Origin of the sequence: Oceanimonas smirnovii ATCC BAA-899 (genome assembly GCF_000381965.1) — a bacterium.
Taxonomy (GTDB): Bacteria; Pseudomonadota; Gammaproteobacteria; order Enterobacterales; family Aeromonadaceae; genus Oceanimonas; species Oceanimonas smirnovii.
This window is the reverse complement of the sequence record NZ_KB908458.1, coordinates 38749-62565: the sequence shown is the minus strand read 5'-3', so window position 1 is coordinate 62565 and position 23817 is coordinate 38749. Positions and strand designations below refer to the sequence as shown.

At 57.4% G+C, this 23817-nt stretch carries 20 protein-coding genes; 11 read left to right on the top strand and 9 right to left on the bottom strand.

Going from position 1 to position 23817, the window contains the following annotated elements; all coding sequences use genetic code 11:
* Positions 1 to 52: 52 nt before the first annotated feature.
* The 5 genes from rpoC (at position 53) to cysG (ending at position 10450) form a co-directional block, all read left to right on the top strand.
* The gene (gene rpoC / locus G364_RS0107155; protein ID WP_019934466.1) at positions 53 to 4261 is read left to right on the top strand and encodes a DNA-directed RNA polymerase subunit beta'; all 4209 of its coding nucleotides are present in this window, start codon (positions 53 to 55) and stop codon (positions 4259 to 4261) included.
* A gap of 170 nt (positions 4262 to 4431) precedes the next feature.
* The gene (locus tag G364_RS0107150; RefSeq protein WP_019934465.1) at positions 4432 to 6237 is read left to right on the top strand and encodes an assimilatory sulfite reductase (NADPH) flavoprotein subunit; all 1806 of its coding nucleotides are present in this window, start codon (positions 4432 to 4434) and stop codon (positions 6235 to 6237) included.
* Positions 6227 to 7930 carry an assimilatory sulfite reductase (NADPH) hemoprotein subunit gene (gene cysI, locus G364_RS0107145; protein WP_019934464.1) on the top strand — a complete coding sequence of 568 codons (1704 nt, stop codon included), beginning with the start codon at positions 6227 to 6229 and terminating at the stop codon, positions 7928 to 7930. Before G364_RS0107150 ends, cysI begins: the two co-directional genes overlap by 11 nt.
* Positions 7920 to 8687, top strand: a complete 768-nt coding sequence (locus G364_RS0107140) for a phosphoadenylyl-sulfate reductase (RefSeq protein ID WP_019934463.1) — start codon at positions 7920 to 7922, stop codon at positions 8685 to 8687. The genes cysI and G364_RS0107140 overlap by 11 nt, the downstream gene beginning before the upstream one ends.
* Positions 8688 to 9052: 365 nt before the next feature.
* On the top strand, positions 9053 to 10450 hold the full coding sequence (gene cysG, locus G364_RS0107135; RefSeq protein WP_019934462.1) for a siroheme synthase CysG: 1398 nt from the start codon (positions 9053 to 9055) through the stop codon (positions 10448 to 10450).
* On the opposite strand, the gene G364_RS0107130 is transcribed toward cysG, so the two are convergent.
* On the bottom strand, positions 10447 to 11262 hold the full coding sequence (locus G364_RS0107130) for a TIGR03899 family protein (RefSeq protein ID WP_019934461.1): 816 nt from the start codon (positions 11260 to 11262) through the stop codon (positions 10447 to 10449). The two genes, cysG and G364_RS0107130, sit on opposite strands and share 4 nt — an antisense overlap.
* Positions 11263 to 11560: 298 nt before the next feature.
* Positions 11561 to 12091, bottom strand: a complete 531-nt coding sequence (gene ppa / locus G364_RS0107120) for an inorganic diphosphatase (RefSeq protein WP_019934460.1) — start codon at positions 12089 to 12091, stop codon at positions 11561 to 11563.
* 201 nt (positions 12092 to 12292) lie between these two features.
* Between ppa and mpl the strand changes: the two genes are divergently transcribed.
* From mpl to G364_RS0107095, 5 genes are all read left to right on the top strand, one after another.
* The gene (gene mpl, locus G364_RS0107115) at positions 12293 to 13651 is read left to right on the top strand and encodes a UDP-N-acetylmuramate:L-alanyl-gamma-D-glutamyl-meso-diaminopimelate ligase (protein ID WP_019934459.1); all 1359 of its coding nucleotides are present in this window, start codon (positions 12293 to 12295) and stop codon (positions 13649 to 13651) included.
* Complete coding sequence (locus G364_RS0107110; protein WP_019934458.1) at positions 13644 to 14276, top strand: flavin prenyltransferase UbiX; 633 nt, start codon at positions 13644 to 13646, stop codon at positions 14274 to 14276. Before mpl ends, G364_RS0107110 begins: the two co-directional genes overlap by 8 nt.
* 419 nt (positions 14277 to 14695) lie before the next feature.
* Complete coding sequence (hpt, locus tag G364_RS0107105; RefSeq protein ID WP_019934457.1) at positions 14696 to 15226, top strand: hypoxanthine phosphoribosyltransferase; 531 nt, start codon at positions 14696 to 14698, stop codon at positions 15224 to 15226.
* A gap of 79 nt (positions 15227 to 15305) precedes the next feature.
* A complete protein-coding gene (locus G364_RS0107100; RefSeq protein WP_019934456.1) occupies positions 15306 to 16226 on the top strand; it encodes an ABC transporter ATP-binding protein in 921 nt (306 codons plus the stop codon).
* Positions 16223 to 16996: an ABC transporter permease gene (locus G364_RS0107095; RefSeq protein ID WP_019934455.1), complete on the top strand. Its 774-nt coding sequence runs from the start codon at positions 16223 to 16225 to the stop codon at positions 16994 to 16996. Before G364_RS0107100 ends, G364_RS0107095 begins: the two co-directional genes overlap by 4 nt.
* 384 nt (positions 16997 to 17380) lie before the next feature.
* Here G364_RS0107095 and panD read toward each other — a convergent pair whose 3' ends face one another.
* The 7 genes from panD to dksA form a co-directional block, all read right to left on the bottom strand.
* A complete protein-coding gene (panD, locus tag G364_RS0107090; protein WP_019934454.1) occupies positions 17381 to 17767 on the bottom strand; it encodes an aspartate 1-decarboxylase in 387 nt (128 codons plus the stop codon).
* A 20-nt stretch (positions 17768 to 17787) separates the two neighbouring features.
* Positions 17788 to 18636 carry a pantoate--beta-alanine ligase gene (gene panC, locus G364_RS0107085; protein ID WP_019934453.1) on the bottom strand — a complete coding sequence of 283 codons (849 nt, stop codon included), beginning with the start codon at positions 18634 to 18636 and terminating at the stop codon, positions 17788 to 17790.
* Between the two features lie 10 nt (positions 18637 to 18646).
* The gene (gene panB / locus G364_RS0107080) at positions 18647 to 19441 is read right to left on the bottom strand and encodes a 3-methyl-2-oxobutanoate hydroxymethyltransferase (protein ID WP_019934452.1); all 795 of its coding nucleotides are present in this window, start codon (positions 19439 to 19441) and stop codon (positions 18647 to 18649) included.
* 12 nt (positions 19442 to 19453) lie between these two features.
* The gene (folK, locus tag G364_RS0107075) at positions 19454 to 19942 is read right to left on the bottom strand and encodes a 2-amino-4-hydroxy-6-hydroxymethyldihydropteridine diphosphokinase (RefSeq protein WP_019934451.1); all 489 of its coding nucleotides are present in this window, start codon (positions 19940 to 19942) and stop codon (positions 19454 to 19456) included.
* Positions 19939 to 21279, bottom strand: coding sequence for a polynucleotide adenylyltransferase PcnB (gene pcnB, locus G364_RS0107070; protein ID WP_019934450.1), 1341 nt, complete (start codon positions 21277 to 21279; stop codon positions 19939 to 19941). Before pcnB ends, folK begins: the two co-directional genes overlap by 4 nt.
* A 102-nt stretch (positions 21280 to 21381) precedes the next feature.
* Positions 21382 to 22305 carry a tRNA glutamyl-Q(34) synthetase GluQRS gene (gluQRS, locus tag G364_RS0107065; protein WP_019934449.1) on the bottom strand — a complete coding sequence of 308 codons (924 nt, stop codon included), beginning with the start codon at positions 22303 to 22305 and terminating at the stop codon, positions 21382 to 21384.
* A 15-nt stretch (positions 22306 to 22320) separates the two neighbouring features.
* Positions 22321 to 22773: an RNA polymerase-binding protein DksA gene (dksA, locus tag G364_RS0107060; protein ID WP_019934448.1), complete on the bottom strand. Its 453-nt coding sequence runs from the start codon at positions 22771 to 22773 to the stop codon at positions 22321 to 22323.
* Positions 22774 to 23058: 285 nt separating this feature from the next.
* Between dksA and sfsA the strand changes: the two genes are divergently transcribed.
* Positions 23059 to 23763: a DNA/RNA nuclease SfsA gene (sfsA, locus tag G364_RS0107055; RefSeq protein ID WP_026344756.1), complete on the top strand. Its 705-nt coding sequence runs from the start codon at positions 23059 to 23061 to the stop codon at positions 23761 to 23763.
* The last annotated feature ends 54 nt before the right edge of the window (positions 23764 to 23817 follow it).

Here is a 23817-nt window from a genome sequence, read left to right as displayed (position 1 = left end):
CGCTTGTTAACAGGGTGGGGCACCCAGGTAGAACTCCTCACAGGAGACTAACGTGAAAGACTTGCTTAAGTTTTTGAAAGCGCAGAACAAGACTGAAGAGTTTGACGGTATCAAAATCGGTCTGGCCTCGCCCGACATGATCCGCTCTTGGTCCTTTGGCGAAGTCAAAAAGCCTGAGACCATCAACTACCGTACCTTCAAGCCGGAGCGTGACGGCCTTTTCTGCGCCCGGATCTTTGGTCCGGTCAAGGACTATGAGTGTTTGTGCGGCAAGTACAAGCGTCTCAAGCACCGTGGCGTGATCTGTGAAAAGTGCGGCGTTGAAGTGACCCAGACCAAGGTGCGCCGTGAGCGCATGGGCCACATTGAGCTGGCCAGCCCGGTTGCCCACATCTGGTTCCTGAAGTCGCTGCCGAGCCGTATCGGCCTGCTGCTGGACATGACCCTGCGCGATATCGAGCGGGTGCTGTATTTTGAGTCCTATGTAGTGATCGAGCCGGGCATGACCAGCCTGGAGCGTGGTCAGATGCTGTCTGAAGAACAGTATCTGGACTCGCTGGAAGAGTGGGGTGACGAATTCGACGCCAAGATGGGTGCCGAAGCCGTGCTGTCTTTGCTGCGTGATATTGATCTTGAAGGCGAGATCAACACCATGCGCGAAGAGCTGGATCAGACCAACTCCGAAACCAAGCGCAAGAAGATCACCAAGCGCCTGAAGCTGATGGAAGCTTTCCATTTCTCCGGCAACAAGCCCGAGTGGATGGTGATGACAGTGCTGCCGGTGCTGCCGCCGGATCTGCGTCCGCTGGTACCCCTGGACGGTGGCCGCTTTGCGACCTCCGATCTGAACGATCTGTACCGCCGGGTGATCAACCGGAACAACCGTCTGAAGCGCCTGCTGGATCTGGCCGCGCCCGATATTATCGTGCGCAACGAAAAGCGCATGCTGCAGGAGTCCGTGGACGCCCTGCTGGATAACGGCCGTCGTGGCCGCGCCATCACCGGCTCCAACAAGCGCCCGCTGAAGTCCCTGGCCGACATGATCAAGGGTAAACAGGGTCGTTTCCGTCAGAACCTGCTGGGTAAGCGCGTCGACTACTCCGGTCGTTCCGTTATTACCGTGGGTCCGACCCTGCGTCTGCATCAGTGTGGTCTGCCCAAGAAGATGGCGCTGGAGCTGTTCAAGCCCTTCATCTACGGCAAGCTGGAAACCCGCGGCCTGGCCACCACCATCAAGGCGGCCAAGAAAATGGTTGAGCGGGAAGAGGCTGTGGTGTGGGATATCCTCGATGAGGTGATCCGTGAGCATCCGGTACTGCTGAACCGTGCGCCGACCCTGCACCGTCTGGGTATTCAGGCGTTTGAGCCGGTACTGATTGAAGGTAAGGCCATTCAGCTGCACCCGCTGGTGTGTGCGGCCTATAACGCCGACTTCGACGGTGACCAGATGGCGGTACACGTGCCGCTGACCCTGGAAGCCCAGCTCGAAGCCCGTGCGCTGATGATGTCCACCAACAACATTCTGTCTCCCGCCAACGGCGAGCCGATCATTGTTCCGTCTCAGGACGTGGTACTGGGTCTGTATTACATGACTCGCGACAAGATCAACGCCAAGGGCGAAGGTATGCTGCTGACCAGTGCCAAGGAAGCCGAAAAGGTTTACCGTGCCGGTCACGCCGAGCTGCATGCCCGGGTCAAGGTGCGCATTACCGACTTTGAAAAAATGGAAGACGGTACCCTGGTAGAAAAAACGGCGATTCGCGATACCACTATTGGCCGGGCCATTCTGAGTCTGATCGTGCCCAAAGGTATGCCTTTTAGCATGATCGATCAGGCCATGGGCAAGAAGCAGATCTCTCGTCTGCTGAACGGCTGCTATCGTATGCTGGGTCTGAAAGACTCTGTTATTTTCGCCGACCAGCTGATGTATACCGGTTTCCACTACGCCACTCTGTCTGGTGTGTCTGTCGGCATTAACGACATGGTGATTCCGGATGCCAAGAAGCACATCATTGATGAAGCCGAAGCCGAAGTAACCGAGATTCAGGATCAGTTCCAGTCTGGTCTGGTCACCGCCGGTGAGCGTTACAACAAGGTTATCGATATCTGGGCCAGTGCCAACGAGCGCGTGTCCAAGGCGATGATGGAAAACCTGTCGAAAGATGCCGTTATTAACCGTGACGGTGAAGAAGAGCTGCAGGACTCCTTTAACAGTATCTTTATGATGGCCGACTCCGGCGCCCGGGGTAGTGCTGCCCAGATCCGTCAGCTGGCGGGTATGCGTGGTCTGATGGCCAAGCCGGATGGCTCCATCATTGAAACGCCGATTATTGCGAACTTCCGTGAAGGTCTGAACGTACTGCAGTACTTCATCTCGACTCACGGTGCCCGTAAGGGTCTGGCCGATACCGCACTGAAAACCGCCAACTCCGGTTACCTGACCCGTCGTCTGGTCGACGTGGCCCAGGATCTGGTGATCACTACCGACGATTGTGGTACCCACGAAGGTCTGTGGATGATGCCGCTGATTGAAGGTGGTGACGTGGTTGAGCCCCTGCGTGAGCGGGTGTTGGGCCGGGTGGTTGCGGAAGACGTGATCAAGCCTGCCTCTGACGGCGAAATTCTGGTAGCCCGCAACACGCTGCTCGACGAGAAACTGTGTGACCTGCTGGAAGACAGCTCGGTAGACCGGGTGAAAGTACGCTCCGTTATTACCTGTGATAACGATCACGGCGTCTGTGCTCACTGTTACGGTCGTGACCTGGCTCGTGGCCATCTGGTTAACCAGGGCGAAGCAGTCGGTGTTATCGCTGCCCAGTCCATCGGTGAGCCGGGTACTCAGCTGACCATGCGTACCTTCCACATTGGTGGTGCGGCATCGCGGGCAGCGGCGGAAAGCAGCATTCAGATCAAGCACAGCGGTACCGTCAAGCTGCAGAATGCTCAGACCGTTACCAATATGGACGGCAAGACCGTTATCGTGTCCCGCTCTTCCGAGCTGACCATTATCGACGAGATGGGTCAGACCCGGGAAAACCACAAGGTACCTTACGGTGCCCTGCTGGAGCAGCCGGACGGCGGTCAGGTGCAGGCTGGTCAGGTGGTAGCCAACTGGGATCCGCACACTCATCCCATCATTACCGAAGTGGCGGGCCGGGTTAAGTTTATCGACATGATCGACGGCGTGACCATCAGCCGTCAGACCGATGAACTGACCGGTCTGTCCAGCATCGTCGTGATGGACGTGAACGAGCGTCCCAGCTCCGGTAAAGAGCTGCGGCCCACTGTGAAACTGGTGGACGACGCCGGCAAGGACGTGTTTATTCCCGACACCGACCTGTCTGCCATGTACTTCCTGCCCGGCCGCGCCATCGTGAGCCTGGAAGACGGTGCTCAGGTAAACGTGGGTGATGCGGTGGCCCGTATTCCGCAGGAATCCGGCGGTACCAAGGACATCACCGGTGGTCTGCCGCGTGTTGCGGATCTGTTCGAAGCCCGTCAGCCGAAAGAGCCGGCCATTCTGGCCGAAGTCTCCGGTACCATTTCCTTCGGCAAGGAAACCAAAGGCAAGCGCCGTCTGGTGATCACGCCGCTGGAAGGAGGCGATGCCTACGAAGAGATGATTCCGAAGTGGCGTCACCTCAACGTGTTTGAAGGTGAAAAGGTTGAGAAGGGCGAAGTACTGGCCGACGGTCCTGAGTCTCCGCACGATATTCTGCGTCTGCGTGGCATCAGCCCGGTAGCGAACTATATCGTTAACGAGGTGCAGGAGGTTTACCGTCTGCAGGGCGTTAAGATCAACGACAAGCACATTGAAACCGTGGTTCGTCAGATGTTGCGTCGTGCCGAGATCATGGACGCCGGTGATTCCGACTTTATCACTGGTGAACAGGCCGAAGTGGTTCGCATCCGTCAGGCTAACCGTGCTCTGGAAGCCGAAGGCAAGCGTACCATTGCTTACCGTCATGTTCTGATGGGTATTACCAAGGCGTCTTTGAGCACCGAGTCCTTTATCTCGGCGGCGTCTTTCCAGGAAACCACCCGCGTACTGACCGAAGCGGCCGTGGCCGGCAAGGTAGACGATCTGCGTGGTCTGAAAGAGAACGTGATTGTGGGTCGTCTGGTACCGGCTGGTACCGGTTTTGCCTACCATCAGAAGCGTCAGGCCCGCCGTCAGCCAGAGCAGCCGGTGAAAATCTCTGCCGATGAAGCAGAGCAGAGCCTGGCCGATCTGCTGAACGCCGGTAACACTGGTGAATAAGCAGTAACTAACTCGCTGATAAGACAAGGGCTTCCGCAAGGAAGCCCTTTTTTATTGGTAAGCATATTTGGATATTCTTTTAATGCATAAAAAATCACCCTTTATTCTTTATTGTTAAGTATAAATATGGCTTAAGCTGTATCCACTCTGGAAAAGTGGAAGGCAATGTCATGCTTTTAAAAGAACTTGCGGCGGCCGCCAGCCCGCTGAACGAACAACAGGTGCACAAGCTCACTCAGGTGGCGGCCGAGCTCAACGCCACTCAGCTGGCCTGGGTCAGCGGTTATTTTTACGGCATCAGCCAGCACGGCCAGGCCATTGCGGCTGCTCCCACTGCCGCTGTGGCGGCTCAGCCCGCAGGCAAGCTGACGATTCTCTACGCCTCACAAACCGGCAATGCCAAAGGGGTGGCCGAGACCCTCAAGGCCCAGGCTGATGCCAGCGGCATTGCTGCCGAGCTGTATAATGTTGCCGACTACAAAATCAAGCAGCTCAAGAAAGAAACCCATGTGATCATTGTGGCCAGCACCAACGGTGAGGGCGAAGCGCCCGATGATGCCATTGAATTCCACAAGCAGCTGAAGTCCGGCAAGGCCGGCAAGCTGGATGGCCTGAGCTACGGCGTGATTGGCCTGGGTGATTCTTCTTATGAATTCTTCTGCCAGACCGGCAAGGACTTTGATGAATATCTCAGCAAGGCCGGTGCCAAGCCGCTGCTGGCCCGTCTTGACTGTGATGTGGACTATGAAGGCCCCGCCGCCGAGTGGAGCCAGTCCGCCTTTGAACTGCTCAAGGATGCCCTGGCCGGTGAGGCCGCCAATGAAGTGATCCCGGGCACTCCCGCCACTCAGGGGGTCGCCAGCCTCTACAGCAAGAAAAATCCCTTTGTGGCCGAGCTGTCCACCAATCAGAAAATTACCGGCCGGGATTCTGACCGGGATGTGCGCCACATTGAGATCTCCCTGGAAGACTCGGGCCTGACTTACCAGCCCGGTGATGCGCTTGGCGTGTGGTTCAGCAACGACGAGGCGCTGGTAGACAGCCTGCTGCAACTGGTGGAGCTGTCCGGCGATACTGAAGTCAAGGTGGACGATAAGACTCTGTCCCTGCATGAGGCGCTGATCAACCACTATGAGCTGACTCAGGGGTATGCCAGCTTTGTACAGGCCTATGCCGAACTGTCCGGCAGCGACAAGCTTAAGGCGCTGGTGGATGACAAGGCTGCCCTGCGCGAATACTGTGCCAGTCATCAGATTCAAGACATTATCGCCGGGCAGCCGGTGGCACTGACTGCCGAGCAACTGCTGGGGGCCCTGCGTAAACTGACGCCGCGGCTCTATTCCATTGCCTCCTCCCAGGCGGAAGTAGACGAGGAAGTGCACCTGACCGTGGGGGTGGTACGTTTTGACCACGACGGACAGCCCCGTGCCGGTGGTGCCTCTTCCTACCTGGCCGACCGGCTGGAAGAGGGCGGCAAGGTGCGGGTGTTCGTGGAGCACAACGACAACTTCCGCCTGCCCGCCGACGACAGCACCCCGGTGATCATGGTGGGCCCGGGCACCGGCATAGCGCCGTTCCGCGCCTTTATGCAGGAGCGGGATGACAGAGGTGCCGAGGGCAAAAACTGGCTGTTCTTCGGCAACCCGCACTTCACTCAGGACTTCCTGTATCAGCTGGAGTGGCAGCGCTACGTCAAATCCGGCCTGCTGGACAAAATCTCCCTGGCCTTCAGCCGGGATCAGGCCGAGAAAGTCTATGTGCAGCACAAGCTGAAGCAAGAGGGGGCCGAGGTCTATGCCTGGCTGGAGCAGGGCGCGCATTTCTATGTGTGTGGCGATGCCAACAAAATGGCTAAAGACGTGCATGAAGCCCTGATCGAACTGGTGGCTGAGCACGGCGGCAAGACCCGCGAACAGGCCGAAGATTATGTGGATGCGCTGCGCAGCGCCAAGCGTTACCAAAGGGATGTTTATTAAGATGAGCGAGCAAAAACTGTCTGACAACGAACGCCTCAAGCGCGAGAGTAATTTTCTGCGTGGCACCATAACGCAGGATCTGCAGGATCCGCTCACCGGTGGCTTTAACGGCGATAACTTTATGCTGATCCGCTTTCACGGCATGTATCAGCAGGACGACCGCGACATTCGCAACGAGCGTACCGCACAAAAGCTGGAGCCGCTGCACAATGTGATGCTGCGCGCCCGTCTGCCCGGCGGCATTATTAGGCCCGAGCAGTGGCTGACCATTGACAAGTTTGCCGCTGATCACACCATGTATGGCAGCATTCGCCTGACCACCCGCCAGACCTTTCAGTTTCACGGCGTGCTCAAGCGTGACATCAAGCTGATGCACCAGACCCTGAACAAGACCGGCATCGACTCCATCGCCACCGCCGGTGACGTGAACCGTAACGTGCTGTGCACCAGCAACCCGGTAGAGTCTGAGCTGCATCAGGAAGCCTACGAGTGGGCCAAGAAGATTTCCGAGCATCTGCTGCCCAAGACCCGGGCCTATGCCGAGATCTGGCTGGACGGCGAGCGGCTGGAAACCACCGACGAAGAGCCGATTCTGGGCTCCACCTATCTGCCGCGCAAGTTCAAGACCACGGTCGTCATTCCGCCGCATAACGACATTGATGTGCACGCCAACGATCTGAACTTTGTGGCCATTGCCGATAACGGCAAGCTGGTGGGCTTTAACGTGCTGGTGGGCGGTGGCCTGGCCATGACTCACGGCGACACCAATACCTATCCGCGCAAGGCCAGCGACTTCGGTTATATTCCGCTGGAGCACACCCTGGAGGTGGCCGCTGCTGTGGTCACCACTCAGCGTGACTGGGGCAACCGCTCTGAGCGCAAGAACGCCAAGACCAAATATACCCTGGAGCGGGTAGGCGTGGATGCGTTCAAGGAAGAAGTGGAAAAGCGCGCCGGCATTAAATTCGAGCCGGTACGCCCTTACGAATTCACCAGCCGCGGCGACCGCTTTGGCTGGGTGGAAGGTATAGACGGCAAGCACCACCTGACCCTGTTTATCGAAAACGGCCGCATTCTGGACTATCCGGGCAAGCCGCTGAAAACCGGCATGGCCGAGATTGCCAAAGTGCATCAGGGCGACTTCCGCCTGACCGCCAACCAGAATCTGATCATTGCCGGTGTACCCACCGAGCAGAAGGCGGAAATTGAAGCGCTGGCCCGTCAATACGGCCTGCTGGACGACAGCGTGTCTGAACAGCGGCAGAACTCCATGGCTTGTGTGGCGCTGCCCACCTGTCCGCTGGCCATGGCGGAAGCTGAGCGCTTCCTGCCGGAGTTCGTCACCGAGATCGAAGGCGTGCTGGCCAAGCACGGCGTGAATGATGACAGCATCATCTTCCGTGTGACCGGCTGCCCCAACGGCTGTGGCCGCGCCATGCTGGCGGAAATCGGTCTGGTGGGCAAGGCACCCGGTCGCTACAACCTGCACCTGGGCGGCAACCGGGAAGGCACCCGCATTCCGCGCATGTATAAGGAAAACATCACCGATCGCCAGATCCTGGAAGAGATCGACGGTCTGGTTGCCCGCTGGGCCGCCGAGCGTGAGGCCGGTGAAGGTTTTGGCGACTTCGTGATCCGTGCCGGCATCATTGCGCCTGTGGTTGACTCCGCGAGGGATTTTTATGCAGTCTAATGTGTTGCCCGCTCTTGATGAGCTGACCGGCCTGTCCCGACAGCAGCAGGTCGAGGCCCTGGCGCCGCTCAATAAAGAGCTGGCGGCACTGAGCGCATCCGAGCGGGTGCGCTGGGCGCTGGACCATCTGCCGGGAGAGCCAGTGCTCTCCTCCAGTTTTGGTATTCAGGCGGCGGTGATGCTGCATCTGGTGACGCAAGTCAGGGCTGATATTCCGGTGATCCTTACCGATACCGGCTACCTGTTTCCGGAAACCTACCGCTTTATTGACGAGCTGACCGAGCGCCTGGGGCTCAACCTCAAGGTGTACCGGGCCGCCGAGTCCGCCGCCTGGCAGGAAGCCCGCCACGGCAAGCTGTGGGAGCAGGGGGTGGAAGGCATCAGCCGCTACAACCACCTGAACAAGGTGGAGCCGATGCAACGGGCGCTGCGTGAGCTGAACGCCGGCGTCTGGTTCTCGGGCCTGCGCCGCAGTCAGTCCGATACCCGTGAAGGGCTTGAGGTGCTGGGTATTCAGAACGGCCTGTTCAAGTTCCTGCCGATTATCGACTGGAGCAACAAGGACGTGCACTACTACCTGAAAGACCACGAGCTGCCGTATCACCCGTTGTGGGAACAGGGTTATGTGTCGGTGGGCGATGTGCACACCACCGCCAAGTGGGAGCCGGGCATGAGCGAAGCGGACACCCGCTTCAACGGCCTCAAGCGCGAATGCGGCCTGCACGAAATACCCGAGTCCGACGGCAGCGGTATTTGACCCCCTGAACCTGCGGAACCCAGAGCAGGTCGAACAAGGAGTCGACTTCACGACACGCTTCAAGCCCCTCCGTGGGGCGCTCGGCAAATGCCATCCATGGCATTTGATCGGTCGTGAAGCCGCTCTCCTTGTCCTCCCCTTGGAAGTCTCGGTTTTGCCTGCCTGACTGCACCATCTTCTCTGCACTTTTGTAGCCGCCACTTTAGTTGGCGGGGCCTGTGAAACAGGCCAAAATTCCTGCCTTCGAATGGAATCACAAGCCCTATTGATTCCTTAAAAGCATAAAAAATCATTTTTTATTATTATACTGATATATGCCTGCCGGTTTATAGTTAGCCTGTCTATTGTTATTGTCGGAGCCGGCCATGGAACACCTGCCTCTTTTTATCAGCATTGAACAACGTCCCTGCCTGGTGGTAGGCGGCGGTGCCGTGGCCGCCCGCAAGGCCCGGCTGTTGCTGTCTCGCGGAGCCAGGCTGACCGTGGTGGCCCCCGAACTCTGCCCCGAGCTGGAACAACTGCTGCCGGAGTTTGAGTGGCGGCAGGCCGAGTTTGACGAAACGCATCTGCAGGATCATTTTCTGGTGGTGGCCGCCACCAGCAGCAAGGAAGTGAACGCCCGCGTCTATCAGCTGGCCAATCAGCGCGGCATTCTGGTCAACAAGGCCGATGACAGCAAGCGCTCGGCGGTGATCTTTCCGTCCGTGGTGGAGCGCTTTCCGCTGCAGCTGGCGCTCAGCACCGGTGGCAAGGCACCCTGGCTGGCCCGCCTGCTGCGGGCTCGTATTGATGCATTACTGCCGTCACACTGGGGCGCACTGGCAGAGGTGGCCGGCCGGTTGCGGGAGCGGGTGAAAAACAGTTTTGGCAGCAGCGAAGAGCGTCGTCGTTTCTGGGCCCGGGCTCAGGATGACGGCACCCTCAATGCTTACCTGAAACACGGTAACCTGGCGGCGGCAGAGCGCTGGCTGCAGCAGGAAGCGCAGCTGCCGTCACAAGGCGAAGTGATCCTGGTGGGGGCCGGCCCGGGCGACCCGGAACTGTTGACGGTCAAGGCGCTGAACGAGCTGCAGAAGGCCGATGTGGTGCTGTACGATCAACTGGTGTCGGATGAGATCATGGCGCTGATCCGTCCTGAAGCGGAATTGATCCCGGTAGGCAAAAAGGCGGGTAATCACAGCGTGCCCCAGGATCAAATCAATCAGCTGCTGGTGGATCATGCGCTTGAAGGCAAGCGGGTGGTGCGTCTCAAGGGCGGCGATCCCTTTATGTTCGGCCGCGGCGCGGAAGAGCTGGAGACCCTGGTGGAAGCGGGCATTCGCTATCAGGTGGTGCCCGGCATTACCGCTGCCGCCGGTGCTACCGCCTATGCCGGCATTCCGCTGACCCACAGGGATCATGCTCAGAGTGCGGTATTTATTACCGGTCACTGCAAGAAGGATGGTGAAGAGCCGGACTGGGCCAGTCTGGCCAACAGCCGCCAGACCCTGGTGATTTACATGGGATTGATGCGCTCGGCGCATATTCAGCAGCGATTGATGGAGCATGGCTTAAGCGGTGCCACGCCGGTGGCGCTGATTGAGCGGGGCACCACTCAGCAACAAAAGCTGGTGCGTGGCACTCTGAATGAGCTTGGCGAGCTGGCAACTCAAGTGGAAAGTCCGGCGCTGATGGTAATTGGCTCAGTCACCTCACTGGCCGGCAAGCTGGGCTGGTTTCAGTCTCAGGCCGAGGTTGAAACCCTGCTCGATCGCGCTGTTTAAGCGCCTTTGTCCTGCTCCAGCTGGCCCAGCGGGGCCAGCAACTCCAGCACATCCGTTATATAGTCTGCCGGTGTGACTTCTGTCATCAGCGCGGCCAGCTCGTTGCCAATGCCGGTAAAACGGTAATACAGCAGCCGTACGCCTTTGCGCCGTGGGCTGAGTTTGAGCCGTCTGTCTCCCAGTATCAGGGTGAGCGGGTTGGCAGTGGTCAGCTCGCCCGACTCCAGCTCGGTCTGGTGTAATAATCCCAGTTCAAACAGCTGCATCAGGCCGGCAAAGGGCAGGCGATATTTGCCCGGAGTCAGCTTTTGCTGGCGCAGCCCCTGCCAGAGTCCTTTTTGCCGGTAACCCAGAAACAGCCGTAAATTGTCATCGCCAAAATGGCAGCCAAGCGCACTGGCCTTTTGCAGCAGCAGGGCGTCTTTTTGGGTCATACGCCGCAGGCAGGTGAGCGCCTGTACTGAACAACGGCCGGGCTGAGCAATTTCACGGGTCAGTATGCTGGCCCAGAACTGCTGCATGGCGCTGTGACGAATATTTTCTGCAAGACTCATGAAATGACTCAGCCAGTCAGGATCCGGCTCGCCCCCTACGTCGCTGCCGCATTGTTCATGAGCCAGGCGCATAATGGTTTCCAGATTCTTCTGGCGGGCGGCGTCTTCCAGCTGCTGCCGGATTCGGTAACGATCCCCAAAACTGTTGGGTGAGTCCCCGTGCAGCAAACCTGCCAGGCCTCGCTGTTCGGCCAGCTCGCGCAGTAAATGTTTACTGTTTTTTATCTTTGTATCCTGACTGAGTGTCTTGGTGATCATGAACGTCAATTCAGCTTGTTAATTATGTTTTCACCATGTTAAAATTCAGCTGCAACTTTTGAAAGGATCACCGAATGAAAAAAGACAAGTCCAGGATGACTTGGTTGCTTCTGTTCATTGGCTATGTCTCAAGCCTCGGGATCCTGGCCATCATGATATAGGGCAACCGGTTAATCTGTATACAAAAAAGGCTCGTTAAGAGCCATTTTGCCAACATTCATCAAAAACCGGCTGACCGCCACACCAATAAAAAAAGAGCACCGCAGTGCTCTTTTTTTATATCAGCAAGGCAGAATGATCAGGCCTTATTGTAACGCTCGGCGGAAGCCAGAATTTCGGCTTCAGCGGCAGCCTTGTCTTCCCAGCCTTCTACCTTGACCCACTTGCCTGCTTCCAGCTCTTTATAGCGCTCAAAGAAGTGTTTGATCTGGGCCTTGAGCAGCTCGGGCACGTCATTGATGTCCTGAATGTGCTCATATTCCTTGCTCAGCTTGCTGTGGGGAACGGCGATTACCTTGGCGTCTTCACCGGATTCGTCGGTCATTTTCAGTACGCCAACCGGACGGCAGCGGATCACTGAGCCGGGCACCAGGGGGTGAGGAGTGGGTACCAGCACGTCTACCGGATCGCCGTCCAGAGACAGAGTCTGGTTCACGTAGCCGTAGTTGCAGGGGTAGAACATGGGAGTGGCCATGAAACGATCCACAAACAGGGCACCGGTGTCCTTGTCTACTTCATATTTGATGGGATCGGCATTCTGAGGGATTTCGATTACCACATAGATATCTTCGGGCAGGCTCTTACCGGCCGGTACCAGGTTCAGGCTCATGACGTTTCCTTGTATATAGTCAGTTACGTATTTGTGAATCGAGTGTACCACCGCGGCCGCTTTGCATCTGTTATACAAATGGGTAACGGCGATGACAGGCAGGCATTATAACCGGCCTGTCGCGTGAATCACCAGAGCAGTGCCCAAAGAGCCGCCACATTGCTAGAATGACGGCACTTTTTAAACGCCGAAGGCAGTCTCATGCATATTCATATTCTCGGTATTTGCGGCACTTTTATGGGCGGGCTGGCGGTGCTGGCCCGTCAGCTTGGCTACCAGGTCACCGGCAGTGACGCCAATGTTTATCCGCCCATGAGTACTCAGCTGGAGCAACAGGGGATCACGCTGATCGAAGGCTATGATTCAAGCCAGCTCGATCCAGTGCCGGATCTGGTGGTGATCGGCAACGCCATGAGCCGGGGCAATCCTTGTGTGGAAGCCGTGCTCAACCGGCGCATTCCCTATACTTCCGGTCCGCAGTGGCTGCTTGAGCATGTGCTGCAGGACCGCTGGGTACTGGCGGTGGCCGGCACTCACGGCAAAACCACCACCTCGGGCATGCTGGCGCATATTCTGGAAGACTGCGGCCTTGCGCCCGGCTTTTTGATCGGCGGCGTGCCTGGCAACTTTGAGGTTTCTGCCCGGCTGGGTGATGCACCTTTCTTTGTGATCGAGGCGGACGAGTACGATAGCGCCTTTTTCGACAAGCGATCCAAGTTTGTACACTACCGCCCCAGCACTCTGATCCTGAACAACCTTGAATTTGATCATGCGGACATCTTTCCCGATCTGGCGGCAATCCAGCGGCAGTTTCATCATCTGCTGCGCATGGTGCCCGGCCATGGTCGTATTCTGATGCCAACACATACACCGGCGCTGGACGCGGTGAAAAACATGGGCTGCTGGAGTGAGCTGGAATATGTGGGCGAGGGGGGCCGCTGGCGCGCCGAGCTGCTGGCGGACGACGGCAGTCACTTTGCGGTCTGGCTCGATGATGAGCGGACAGGAGAGGTGAACTGGTCCTGCATGGGTCTGCATAATGTGAACAACGGCCTGATGGCACTGGCCGCCGCCCGTCATGCCGGTGTGCCTGTGGCCGAAGCCATTGCCGCCCTCTGTGGTTTTGTGTCGCCCAAACGGCGCATGGAGCAAAAAGGCGAGGTAAACCGCATTCGGGTGTGGGACGATTTTGCCCACCACCCCACTGCCATTGCCACCACCCTGGCCGGCTTGTGCGCCCGCAGCAAAGGCGGCCGGGTACTGGCGGTGCTGGAGCCACGCTCCAACACCATGAAAATGGGCATACACCAGCAAGAGCTCGCGAATTCGCTGCAACAGGCCGATGCCACCTATCTGTTTCAGCCCCCCGGGCTTGAGTGGAATTTGCAGGCCGTGGCCGATGCCTGCCCGCAAGGCCGGGTGTTTGGCGAGTTAAATGCACTGATAGCCGCTCTGGTACGCGAGGCTCAGGCCGGCGATGAGATTCTGATCATGAGCAACGGCGGTTTTGGTGGTATTCACGACAAACTGCTGGCGGTACTGGAGGTTAAACATGGCTGAGTATTCCCGACAGCAGCAGATCACTCTGGCATTAAGCGGCGCGTCCGGCGCGCCCTATGCACTGTCTTTGCTGAAATGTCTGGTAAAGGCCGGCATGCAGGTGCATTTGCTGGTGTCCAGCGCTGCCCGTGTGGTGCTGGCTACCGAGCAGGGCGAACAGTGGCCTGGCAAACCGGAGCAGCTGGCCGATTATCTGTGCGAGCGCTATCAGGCCGGGCCCGGCCAGGTTCGAGTGTATGGCAAGGAAGAATGGTTCTCGCCGGTGGCCTCCGGCTCAGGCGCTCCCCGGCGCATGGTGATCTGCCCCTGCTCCATGGGTACTGTGGCTTCCATTGCCAGCGGCGCATCCGACAACCTGATTGAACGCGCCGCCGATGTGGTGATCAAGGAAAAAGGCCAGTTGATTCTGGTGCCCCGCGAGTCGCCGTTATCCGAGATCCATCTGGAAAACCTGCTCAAACTGGCACGCATGGGCGTGACCATCATGCCGGCAGCACCGGGCTTTTATCATCAGCCCAAATCGATCGACGATCTGGTGGACTTTATGGTGGCACGGATCCTGGATCATCTGGGGCTGGATCAGGATCTGGTCAGCCGCTGGGGTTACGGATCAGAGCGAAGCTAGGACTCGGAAGCTGGAAGTAAAAACCAGTTGTCTGTAGCTACAGTGCAGTTCGTCGGCCAAAGCGCACTGCTTCTCCGGCACGCCGTGAACCCATCCATGGGGGCTCCACTGCGCCATCCATGGCGCAGAGGGCGCGGCGAAGCAGACACCCTTTGTCCTCCTCAGAATGTGCTGGGGTGACTGTATGCAGGCGATGCCTAGGTTACTCGAAGCAGCAGTGGGGATTGCCGAAGCCGACCATAAAAGGCCATGGATGGCATTTTCGAGCGTTACAGGGAAGTACTTGAAGCGTGTCGGCGGAGTGCAACCGCACTGATGCTTCGCGCTGCGTATCCGCGTTTGTGCACAGGTTTGGGAATTCCGCTAAAATACCGCTTTAATCACAGCCGGGTGCTGGCCACCCGAACGGAGCAGTAACAATGAAACACCGAGTGGATGTGCTGATCGGCACCGATGAGGTCAATGCCAGAACTCAGGCGCTGGGCGAACAGATAAACAACCACTATCAGGGCGTTGAGGAAGTGGTCATGGTGGGTCTGCTGCGGGGCTCCTGTATTTTTATGGCCGATCTGTGCCGCCATCTCACTGTGCCGGTGCGGCTCGACTTTATGACCGCCTCCAGCTATGGCAACAGCATGGACAGCAACCGGGATGTGCGCATTCTTAAAGATCTGGATGACGAAATTCACGGCAAGCATGTGTTGATCGTCGAAGACATCATCGACACCGGTTACACCCTGAGTAAGGTGAAGGAAATACTGTCTTTGCGCAGCCCGGCCTCGCTCACCATTTGCACCCTGCTCGACAAGCCCGAGCGTCGTGAAGCCCAGGTGCCGGTAGACTGGGTGGGCTTTACCATTCCCGATGAATTCGTGGTAGGTTACGGCATCGACTACGCACAACGTTACCGCAATCTGCCTTACATCGGCAAAGTGGTACCGCTGGAGTAGCGCACTCCTGTATTCCGACACTTGATTCCTTCATATGCCTGGTCCTTGCCCAGGCATATGTTTTTCGTTTGGAGAAAATATGACCAAAGCACTGGAAATTCAGGGCTTGCGCAAAACCTATGAGGGTGGTGTGGAAGCGCTCAAGGGAATAGATCTGAATGTGGAAGCGGGTGATTTTTACGCCCTGCTGGGCCCCAACGGAGCGGGAAAATCCACCACTATCGGCATTGTTTCGTCTCTGGTGAACAAGAGCGGCGGCACGGTGAAAGTGTTTGGCCACGACATAGATACTGAGCTGGAGCAGGCCAAGTCCTGCATTGGTCTGGTACCCCAGGAATTCAACTTCAATCAGTTTGAAAAAGTGCGCCAGATAGTGGTGAATCAGGCCGGCCTTTATGGTGTGGAGCGCAAGGAAGCTCTGGCCCGGGCGGAAAGATACCTGAAACAGCTGGATTTATGGGACAAGCGGGATCTGCCGGCGCGTACTTTGTCCGGCGGCATGAAGCGCCGGCTGATGATAGCCCGGGCCCTGATGCATCAGCCCAAATTACTGATCCTTGATGAGCCTACCGCCGGAGTGGATATCGAAATTCGCCGGGCCATGTGGGATTTTCTGAAAGAAATTAATGCTGAAGGTATCACCATTATTCTTACCACCCACTATCTGGAAGAGGCGGAGATATTGTGCCGCCATATCGGCATTATCGACAAGGGCCGGCTGGTGGAAAACACCACCATGAAGGGGTTGCTGGGCAAGCTCAATGTGGAAACCTTTATTCTCGATCTGGCTGCCGACTGTCGCGAGCCCTTTTTATCGGGTTTTAACTGGCAGATGACAGACGATCACACCCTGGAAGTGGAAGTAGCAAAAGAGCAGGGGCTGAATGGAGTGTTTGCTCAGCTGAATGAGCAGGGTATTCGTGTGCTGAGCATGCGCAACAAGGCCAACCGGCTGGAAGAATTGTTTGTAACACTGGTGGAGCAGGGGAGAAAAGCGTGAATACCAGACAATATTACATCGCCTTCAAAAGCATACTGCACCGGGAGATAGTGCGTTTTACCCGCATTTGGGTGCAGACCCTGGTGCCGCCGGCCATTACCATGACCCTCTATTTCGTGATTTTTGGCAACCTCATCGGCAGCCGTATCGGCGAGATGGGCGGCTATTCCTATATGGCCTTTATTGTGCCGGGTCTTATCATGATGTCGGTGATCACCAACTCCTACTCTAACGTCGCCTCGTCGTTTTTCAGCAGCAAGTTTCAGCGCAATGTAGAAGAGCTGCTGGTGGCCCCGGTGCCCACCTATGTGATTATTGCCGGCTATGTGGGTGGCGGTGTCACCCGGGGCTTGCTGGTAGGCCTTATTGTCAGTCTGGTATCGCTGTTTTTTGTGGATTTGCAGATAAGCCACCTGTTCAGCGTTATCTTTACTGTTTTTCTGACGGCTGTGCTGTTTTCTCTGGCCGGGCTGCTGAACGCCATTTTCGCCCGCTCCTTTGATGATATCAGCATTATTCCCACTTTTATTCTGACGCCGCTGACCTATCTGGGCGGGGTGTTCTACTCCATCGAGCTGCTGCCGGAGTTCTGGCAGGGCGTGTCTCATGCCAATCCTGTGCTCTATATGGTGAACGCCTTTCGTTATGGTTTTCTCGGCATCAGTGATGTGCCCCTGACCGTGGCCTACGGCATTATTATTGCCTTTATCGCTGCCTTCTACGGCGCGGCCTGGTACCTGATTCACACCGGCCGCGGCCTGCGGCACTGATCAGCAGGTGTCTGTAACGCCTGCGTAAACGGGCAAAGGGCACTGCTTCGCCGACACGCCGTGAACCCCTCCCTGGTGGCTCCGCTGCGCCCTCCCTGGCGCAGAGGGTGCGGCGAAGCAGACACCCTTTGTCCTTCTTGGACACTCGGAGCTGATTGGCAGCATGCAGGCAACGCCGATGTTGCCCGAAGCAGCAGTGGGGATTGCCGTAGCCGACCATAAAATGCCATGGATGGCATTTTCGAGCGTTACAGGGAAGTACTTGAAGCGTGTCGGCGGAGCGCAACCGCATTGATGCTTCGTTGCACGACTTTTCCGGCTCGTTTAAGCAAAAATGCAGCCAGTTGGCTGCATTTTGTTATTTACTGCGGTGAAAGCCGATAATCAGGCCAGTTGCAGCGGAATGTTCTTGCTGGTGCGCACTATGTTGTTATCGGCATCCAGATAGACCAGATTCGGGTCGTAAGAGTTTATTTGCTGCTCGCTCATGGGCGCATAGGCGCAGATGATGATGCGATCGCCCACGGCGGCCTTGCGGGCAGCGGCACCGTTCAGGGAAATCATTTTCGAGCCACGCTCACCGGCAATGGCGTAGGTATGAAAACGCTCGCCGTTCTCGATGTTATAAATATCAATCTGCTCATATTCGCGAATATTCACTGCATCCAGCAGATCCTGATCAATGGCGCAGGAGCCTTCATAATTCAGCTCGGCGTGGGTAACCCGGGCCTGATGCAGCTTGCCTCTGAGCATAATGCGTTGCATGTCCATGTTTGCTTGTCTCCGTATCGTTAGCCGAGTGTGACGACCCGGTTGTCTATCAGTCTGGCCTTGCCCAGAAAGGCGGCCATTAAAATGACCACTGCCCGGCTGTGTTCATTCAGCGGGAGCAGGGTATCGGCATCTACCATATCGATGCCATCGGTGCGAAAACCGGCGTCATTCAGCCGGGCGCTGCCATCGGCAGCCAGCTGTTCAAGGTTACGTTCGCCGGCGGTCAGCCGTTCTGCCAGCCAGTTCATGGTGGCGGCAAGCATGGGTGCCAGTGCCCGTTCGGCCTCGGTCAGGTAACCGTTGCGTGAACTCAGCGCCAGGCCGTCGTCGGCGCGTACCGTGGGCACGCCAATAATGTCTACCGGCAGGTTCAGATCTGCAGTCATTTTACGGATCAGTGCCAGTTGTTGATAATCCTTTTCGCCAAAACAGGCCACATCGGGCTGCACCAGATTGAACAGCTTGCACACAACCGTGCTGACGCCGTCGAAATGGCCCGGGCGCAGCGCCCCTTCCAGTACTTCGGAAACACCTGGCACAACGACTTTGGTCTGTTGCTGCTGACCATGGGGGTACATCAGCTCGGGGGTGGGAGTAAACACCAGCTCGGCCAGCTCACCCAGGCGTTCGCAGTCTTGCTCCAGCGTGCGCGGATAGGCATCCAGATCGGCGGCACGGTCAAACTGCAGGGGATTGACGAAAATACTGACCACGACTCTGTCGGCTTGTTCACGGGCCCGGCGTACCAGCTCCAGGTGACCATTGTGCAGGTTGCCCATGGTGGGCACAAAGCCGATGCGCAGGCCGGCGCGACGCCACTCACTGATGGTGGCTCTCAGCTGTTCTATATTACTGACCACTTGCATGGAACTTCTCTCAGTTAAAGCTGTGCTCAGGGCCGGGAAAGCGGCCTGCGGCCACCTCGGCCACATAGGTCTCGATAGCGGCCTTTACATTGCCGCTGTCAGCCAGGAAATTTTTGGTAAATTTGGGCACATAGCCGGTAGTCAGCCCCAGGGCGTCCTGCATCACCAGCACCTGGCCGTCGGTATCGGCACCGGCACCAATGCCAATCACCGGAATCGACAGCATGCGGCTGATCTCGGCCGCAAGCGGGCTGGGTACGCATTCCAGTACCAGCAGCTGAATGCCGGCGGCTTCCAGCGCTTTGGCATGATGCTTGATCTGCGCTGCCTGCTCGGCTTCACGGCCCTGCAGCTTGAAGCCGCCGAACACATGCACCGACTGGGGTGTCAGCCCCAGATGACCACATACCGGCACGCCCTGACGGGTGAGCTGCTGCACCGTCTCGGACAGCCAGTCACCTCCTTCCAGCTTTACCATATGAGCACCGGCGCGCATTAACGTTGCCGCATTGGTGCAGGCTTGCTCCGGGTTGCTATAGCTCATAAACGGCATGTCGGCGACGATGAACGCCTTTTCGCAGCCATTAGCCACACAACGGGTATGGTAAGCCATGTCATCCATGGTTACGCCAAGGGTGCTGCTTTCACCCTGCAGCACCATGCCCAGCGAGTCGCCAATTAAAATGGCGTGCACACCCGCTTGCTCAAACAGAGTGGCAAAGGTGGCGTCATAGGCAGTGATCATGGCGATTTTGTCGCCGGCCTGCTTCATGGCCCGCAGTCTGGCGGTAGTGATTTTACTCATTTTGGTTTCCTGTTACTGCTCGGACAGAGGCGTCATGCCGTTGAGCGGGCATTGCTGCAGCAGGGAGGAGAGAGTCGTGCCGCAGGGCAGGGTAAGCTCAGGGGCGAGATCTGCCAGCGGATAAAGTACAAATTCCCTTTGCTTCATGCCGTAGTGAGGAACGGTAAGACGTTGATCATTAATTTGCTGCTCTCCATAGAGCAGTATATCGAGATCCAGTGCTCTGGGTCCCCAGCGTTCATCCTTGCGAACGCGTCCTTCCCGCTGCTCGATGGCCTGCAACGCATCAAGCAGGTCGTGGGGGGAAAGGCTGGTATCAAATACTGATACGCCATTGATAAAGTCGGGCTGATCGGCCGGACCCATGGGCTTGCTGCAATACAGCCGGGAGTGACGCAGGCTGCCAGCGTCAGCCAGGGACGACAGGGCCTGCTGGGCCGCGCGAATACGGGCCAGTGGCTCATTCAGATTAGCCCCCAGGGCGACATAAACCCGTGTCACGACTCTTTTTTCCGGCGCGGGCGGCGACGCTTGCGTTTACGGCTGCTGCCTTCGTTATCGTTGCTGTTGCGCGCAGGGCGGCTCTGTTGCTGACGATCGGCGGGGTGGTGCCCCACCGGGTGGCGTTCCATGGGGTTGGCCTGCTGAAAGTCGGTCCACCAGTCGGCCAGTTCACGCAAACGCGGGTCCAGCTCGGCCCGCAGCAGCAAAAAGTCGTAGCCGGCGCGAAACTTGGGATGTTCCAGCAAGCGGAACGGGCGCTTGCCGGCGCGTTTGGTGAGCCTGTCCTGCAGCTGCCAGATATCGCGCACGACGGTACTGAAGCGACGCGGAATGGCCACGCTTTTGACCTGGCGGCTAATGACTTCGTCGGCAGCCAGCATAAAGGCATCGTGATAGCCAAGGCCGCCTTCGTTAACAAATTCCTGGGTGCGGGTTTCTACCGGGCCCCACAGCAGCGCAGCGTACAGGAAAGCAGGAGTGACCCGCTGTTCCTGAGCAATGCGTTCATCGGTGTTGGCCAGGGCCAGCTCAATAAAGCGACCATAGCGGTTGTTACCGCGGCCCATCACCTCAAAGGCTTCCGGAAACAGTGGCGCAAACAGGCCGTAGTGCTGCAGCTGACGATAGGTTTCGACACCCTGACCGGCCAGCAGCAGCTTGAGGGTTTCTTCAAACAGGCGGGCAGGCGGAATATCGGTCAGCAGTGGTGCCAGCTCTCTGATGGGCGCTTCGGTGCGCGGACTGATGGACAGCCCCAGCTTGGCGGAAAAACGCACGGCACGCAGCATGCGCACCGGGTCTTCCCGGTAACGGGTCTCCGGGTCGCCAATCAGATCAAGGCGGCGGGCTTCAAGATCTGCCAGGCCGCCGGCAAAGCCCAGCACGGTAAAGTCAGCAATATTGTAGTAGAGGGCGTTAACGGTAAAGTCGCGGCGTTCGGCATCTTCTTCGATGGTGCCGTACACGTTATCCCGCAGCAGCATGCCTTCCTTGGAGCGGGAAGACACATGCTTGCTGGTGTTCACGCTGTGGTGATGGCCGCGAAAGGTCGCCACTTCAATCACGTCCCGGCCAAACAGCACATGGGCCAGACGAAAGCGACGGCCCACCAGCCGGCAATTGCTGAACAGCCCCTTTACCTGCTCCGGTGTGGCATTGGTGGCCACGTCAAAGTCTTTGGGCTGGCGGCCCAGCAGCAGGTCGCGCACGCCACCGCCTACCAGGTAGGCTTCATAGCCCCCCTTGTTCAGGCGATAGAGCACCTTGAGGGCGTTATCACTGATTTGTTGGCGCGAAATACCATGCTGGTCGCGCGTCAGTACCACGGGTTGCAAGGGCAACGCCTCCTGTTGTCGGGTCAGCAGCTTTTTACAAAAGCCGGCAATCTGGGAAAAAATAGGACACCTCGCGAGGGTCGGGGTTGAAAAATCGGCGCACTATGATAGCGCAGGGCGCTGAAAATGCGAACTGTCGGCGCAATTCAGCTCAATATCTGGCCTCGAAGGCACTTTATTCAGCTGCCAGTTCGAAATGGCCCAGGCCAGCAATTCATCTGCACCGGCACCAAACAAGTCTGCCGGTGGCTGCTGCCCGAGAAACGTCAGGGCCTGCCACAAGGCCTCACCTGGTGCTTTTATATTCAGGGGAGGCGCATGGTTTTGCTTGGACAGCTTATTGCCCTGAAATACCGCCAGGGGTAAATGCAGCCAGTCGGGTACGGGAGCATTCAGCAAACGGTAGAGTGCAATCTGGCGCGCTGTGGGCTCCAGCAGATCGGCACCGCGCACCACTTGTGTGATGCCCGCATCCATGTCGTCAATGACCACCGCCAGGTTATAGGCATAAAAGCCGTCGCGCCGGCGCACAATAAAATCTTCTTCTGCGAGGCGCTCGTCCACGCGCACCTCACCTTGCAGCTGATCGTGAAAACCATAGACGGGGCTGAACATTTTCAACCGCACGGCGGCACCTTTTGCTGCCAGTCCCAGTTTCCGGCAGTGGCCGGTGTAGAGCCCCCCGGCGGCGGCAATCTGTTTGCGGGTACAGTGACAGTAATAGGTAAGCCCGCGGCTGGCCCAGTCATCCAGTATCTGCTGATAACGCTCATGCCGCTGGCTCTGATATACCAAGGCACCGTCCCAGTGCAGGCCAAAGGCCTCAAGGGTGCGTAAAATATCATCGGCTGCCCCCGCAACTTCCCGGGGCGGGTCCAGATCTTCAATGCGCACCTGCCATTGCCCTGCCAGACTGCGGGCCTGCAGGTAGCTGCCAAGAGCGGCAATAAGAGAGCCAAAATGAAGGGGACCGCTGGGAGAGGGGGCAAAGCGCCCTGTATAGCGGTCGGGCGCTGTGTTATTCATGGATATACTGACCGGTCAGTAACCGGCCATCTGCTTTTCCTTGATCTCGGCCAGGGTTTTGCAGTCGATACACAGATCGGCAGTGGGACGGGCCTCAAGACGACGAATGCCAATTTCCACGCCGCAGTGCTCGCAAAAGCCGAAATCGTCTTCTTCGATTTTCTGCAGGGTTTTTTCGATCTTTTTGATCAGTTTACGTTCCCGGTCGCGAGCACGCAGCTCAAGGGCGAATTCTTCTTCCTGGGCGGCTCTGTCTACCGGATCCGGGAAGTTGGCGGCTTCGTCCTTCATATGGCCCACGGTGCGATCCACCTCTTCGCGCAATTGATTGCGCCAGGCACCCAGAATTTTGCGGAAGTGCGTCTTCTGCGCTTCGTTCATGTATTCTTCGTCGGGCTTGGCCTGGTAGGGTTCAACACCGGCAATAGCCAGAATACCGAGAGATTTTTTGGTTTCGACTGCTGGCATTCTGTATCTCCTAAAAAGCAAATATTGCGCCAACCAAATTTGAGAAGCGGCTATCTATAGCAGAAAGCATAATGGCAAAGCAATTTTACCGTGCTGTTTCTGCGAAAGTGGTCTTCGTACGGCACAATCTGGCTATATAAACACCACCACCATGTCACCAAAGAGTCCATGCTTTCTTATGGTGACCCCACCAGATGGGGGCGAAGTGAGCGCTTTTCAAGTCTGGAGCCTGAAACCTTGTTACGGTTACCATTCCGTATCATTTCAACAACTATAGGTTTTATTTTGGATTTTTCCTCATCATTGGGCTGCGGGCGGCTGATTCGGCGCTATAAACGTTTTTTGGCCGATGTGCAGGCGGAGGGGCGGGAGCTGACGCTGCACTGCCCCAATACCGGCCGGATGACGGGGTGTGCCGAGCCGGGCTGGACCGTATTTTACTCCACTTCCGATAATCCCAGGCGAAAATATGCCCATACCTGGGAGCTGAGCCGCAATGATGCCGGTGATTTTATTTGCGTGAATACCAGCCGGGCCAATCAGCTGGTGGCCGAGGCGCTGAGTGAACAGCGAATTCCGGCACTGGCCGGTTATGAACGAGTGCGGGCCGAAGTGCGCTATGGCAGTGAAAACAGCCGCATTGATTTTTTACTGAGTGGCGAAGGCCGGCCCGACTGTTATGTGGAGGTGAAAAGCGTGACCCTGCATGAAGGTGGCGGGGCCGGTTTTTTTCCGGATACGCAAAGCCTGCGGGCACAAAAACATGTGCGCGAGCTGATGGAATGCGCCAAGGCCGGTCACAGAGCGGTGATGCTGTTTTGCGTGCTGCACACCGGCATTGAGCGGGTCAGCCCCGCAGAGCATCTGGATCCCAAATACGCCGCTCTGGTGCGCGAAGCCGTTGCCGCCGGCGTGGAATGCCAGGCCTGGAAGGCAACGATTTCACCAGAAGGCATGACCCTGACCGAGCCAGTACCGGTGGAGGTTTAAACACCGAAGTGTCGTTGAAAGCCGTCTGCAGGAGCGGAATAGCGCTGCGATAAC

Excerpts from the sequence above, each read along its gene's own strand:
- ppa (WP_019934460.1), bottom strand. The coding sequence starts at position 12,091 with ATGAGCCTGAACCTGGTACCGGCCGGTAAGAGCCTGCCCGAAGATATC.
- panC (WP_019934453.1), bottom strand. The coding sequence starts at position 18,636 with ATGCAAGTGGTCAGTAATATAGAACAGCTGAGAGCCACCATCAGTGAG.
- hpt (WP_019934457.1), top strand. The coding sequence starts at position 14,696 with ATGAAACACCGAGTGGATGTGCTGATCGGCACCGATGAGGTCAATGCC.
- cysG (WP_019934462.1), top strand. The coding sequence starts at position 9,053 with ATGGAACACCTGCCTCTTTTTATCAGCATTGAACAACGTCCCTGCCTG.
- dksA (WP_019934448.1), bottom strand. The coding sequence starts at position 22,773 with ATGCCAGCAGTCGAAACCAAAAAATCTCTCGGTATTCTGGCTATTGCC.
- cysI (WP_019934464.1), top strand. The coding sequence starts at position 6,227 with ATGTTTATTAAGATGAGCGAGCAAAAACTGTCTGACAACGAACGCCTC.
- G364_RS0107140 (WP_019934463.1), top strand. The coding sequence starts at position 7,920 with ATGCAGTCTAATGTGTTGCCCGCTCTTGATGAGCTGACCGGCCTGTCC.
- panD (WP_019934454.1), bottom strand. The coding sequence starts at position 17,767 with ATGGACATGCAACGCATTATGCTCAGAGGCAAGCTGCATCAGGCCCGG.
- G364_RS0107150 (WP_019934465.1), top strand. The coding sequence starts at position 4,432 with ATGCTTTTAAAAGAACTTGCGGCGGCCGCCAGCCCGCTGAACGAACAA.
- G364_RS0107100 (WP_019934456.1), top strand. The coding sequence starts at position 15,306 with ATGACCAAAGCACTGGAAATTCAGGGCTTGCGCAAAACCTATGAGGGT.
- panB (WP_019934452.1), bottom strand. The coding sequence starts at position 19,441 with ATGAGTAAAATCACTACCGCCAGACTGCGGGCCATGAAGCAGGCCGGC.
- G364_RS0107130 (WP_019934461.1), bottom strand. The coding sequence starts at position 11,262 with ATGATCACCAAGACACTCAGTCAGGATACAAAGATAAAAAACAGTAAA.
- gluQRS (WP_019934449.1), bottom strand. The coding sequence starts at position 22,305 with ATGAATAACACAGCGCCCGACCGCTATACAGGGCGCTTTGCCCCCTCT.
- mpl (WP_019934459.1), top strand. The coding sequence starts at position 12,293 with ATGCATATTCATATTCTCGGTATTTGCGGCACTTTTATGGGCGGGCTG.
- G364_RS0107110 (WP_019934458.1), top strand. The coding sequence starts at position 13,644 with ATGGCTGAGTATTCCCGACAGCAGCAGATCACTCTGGCATTAAGCGGC.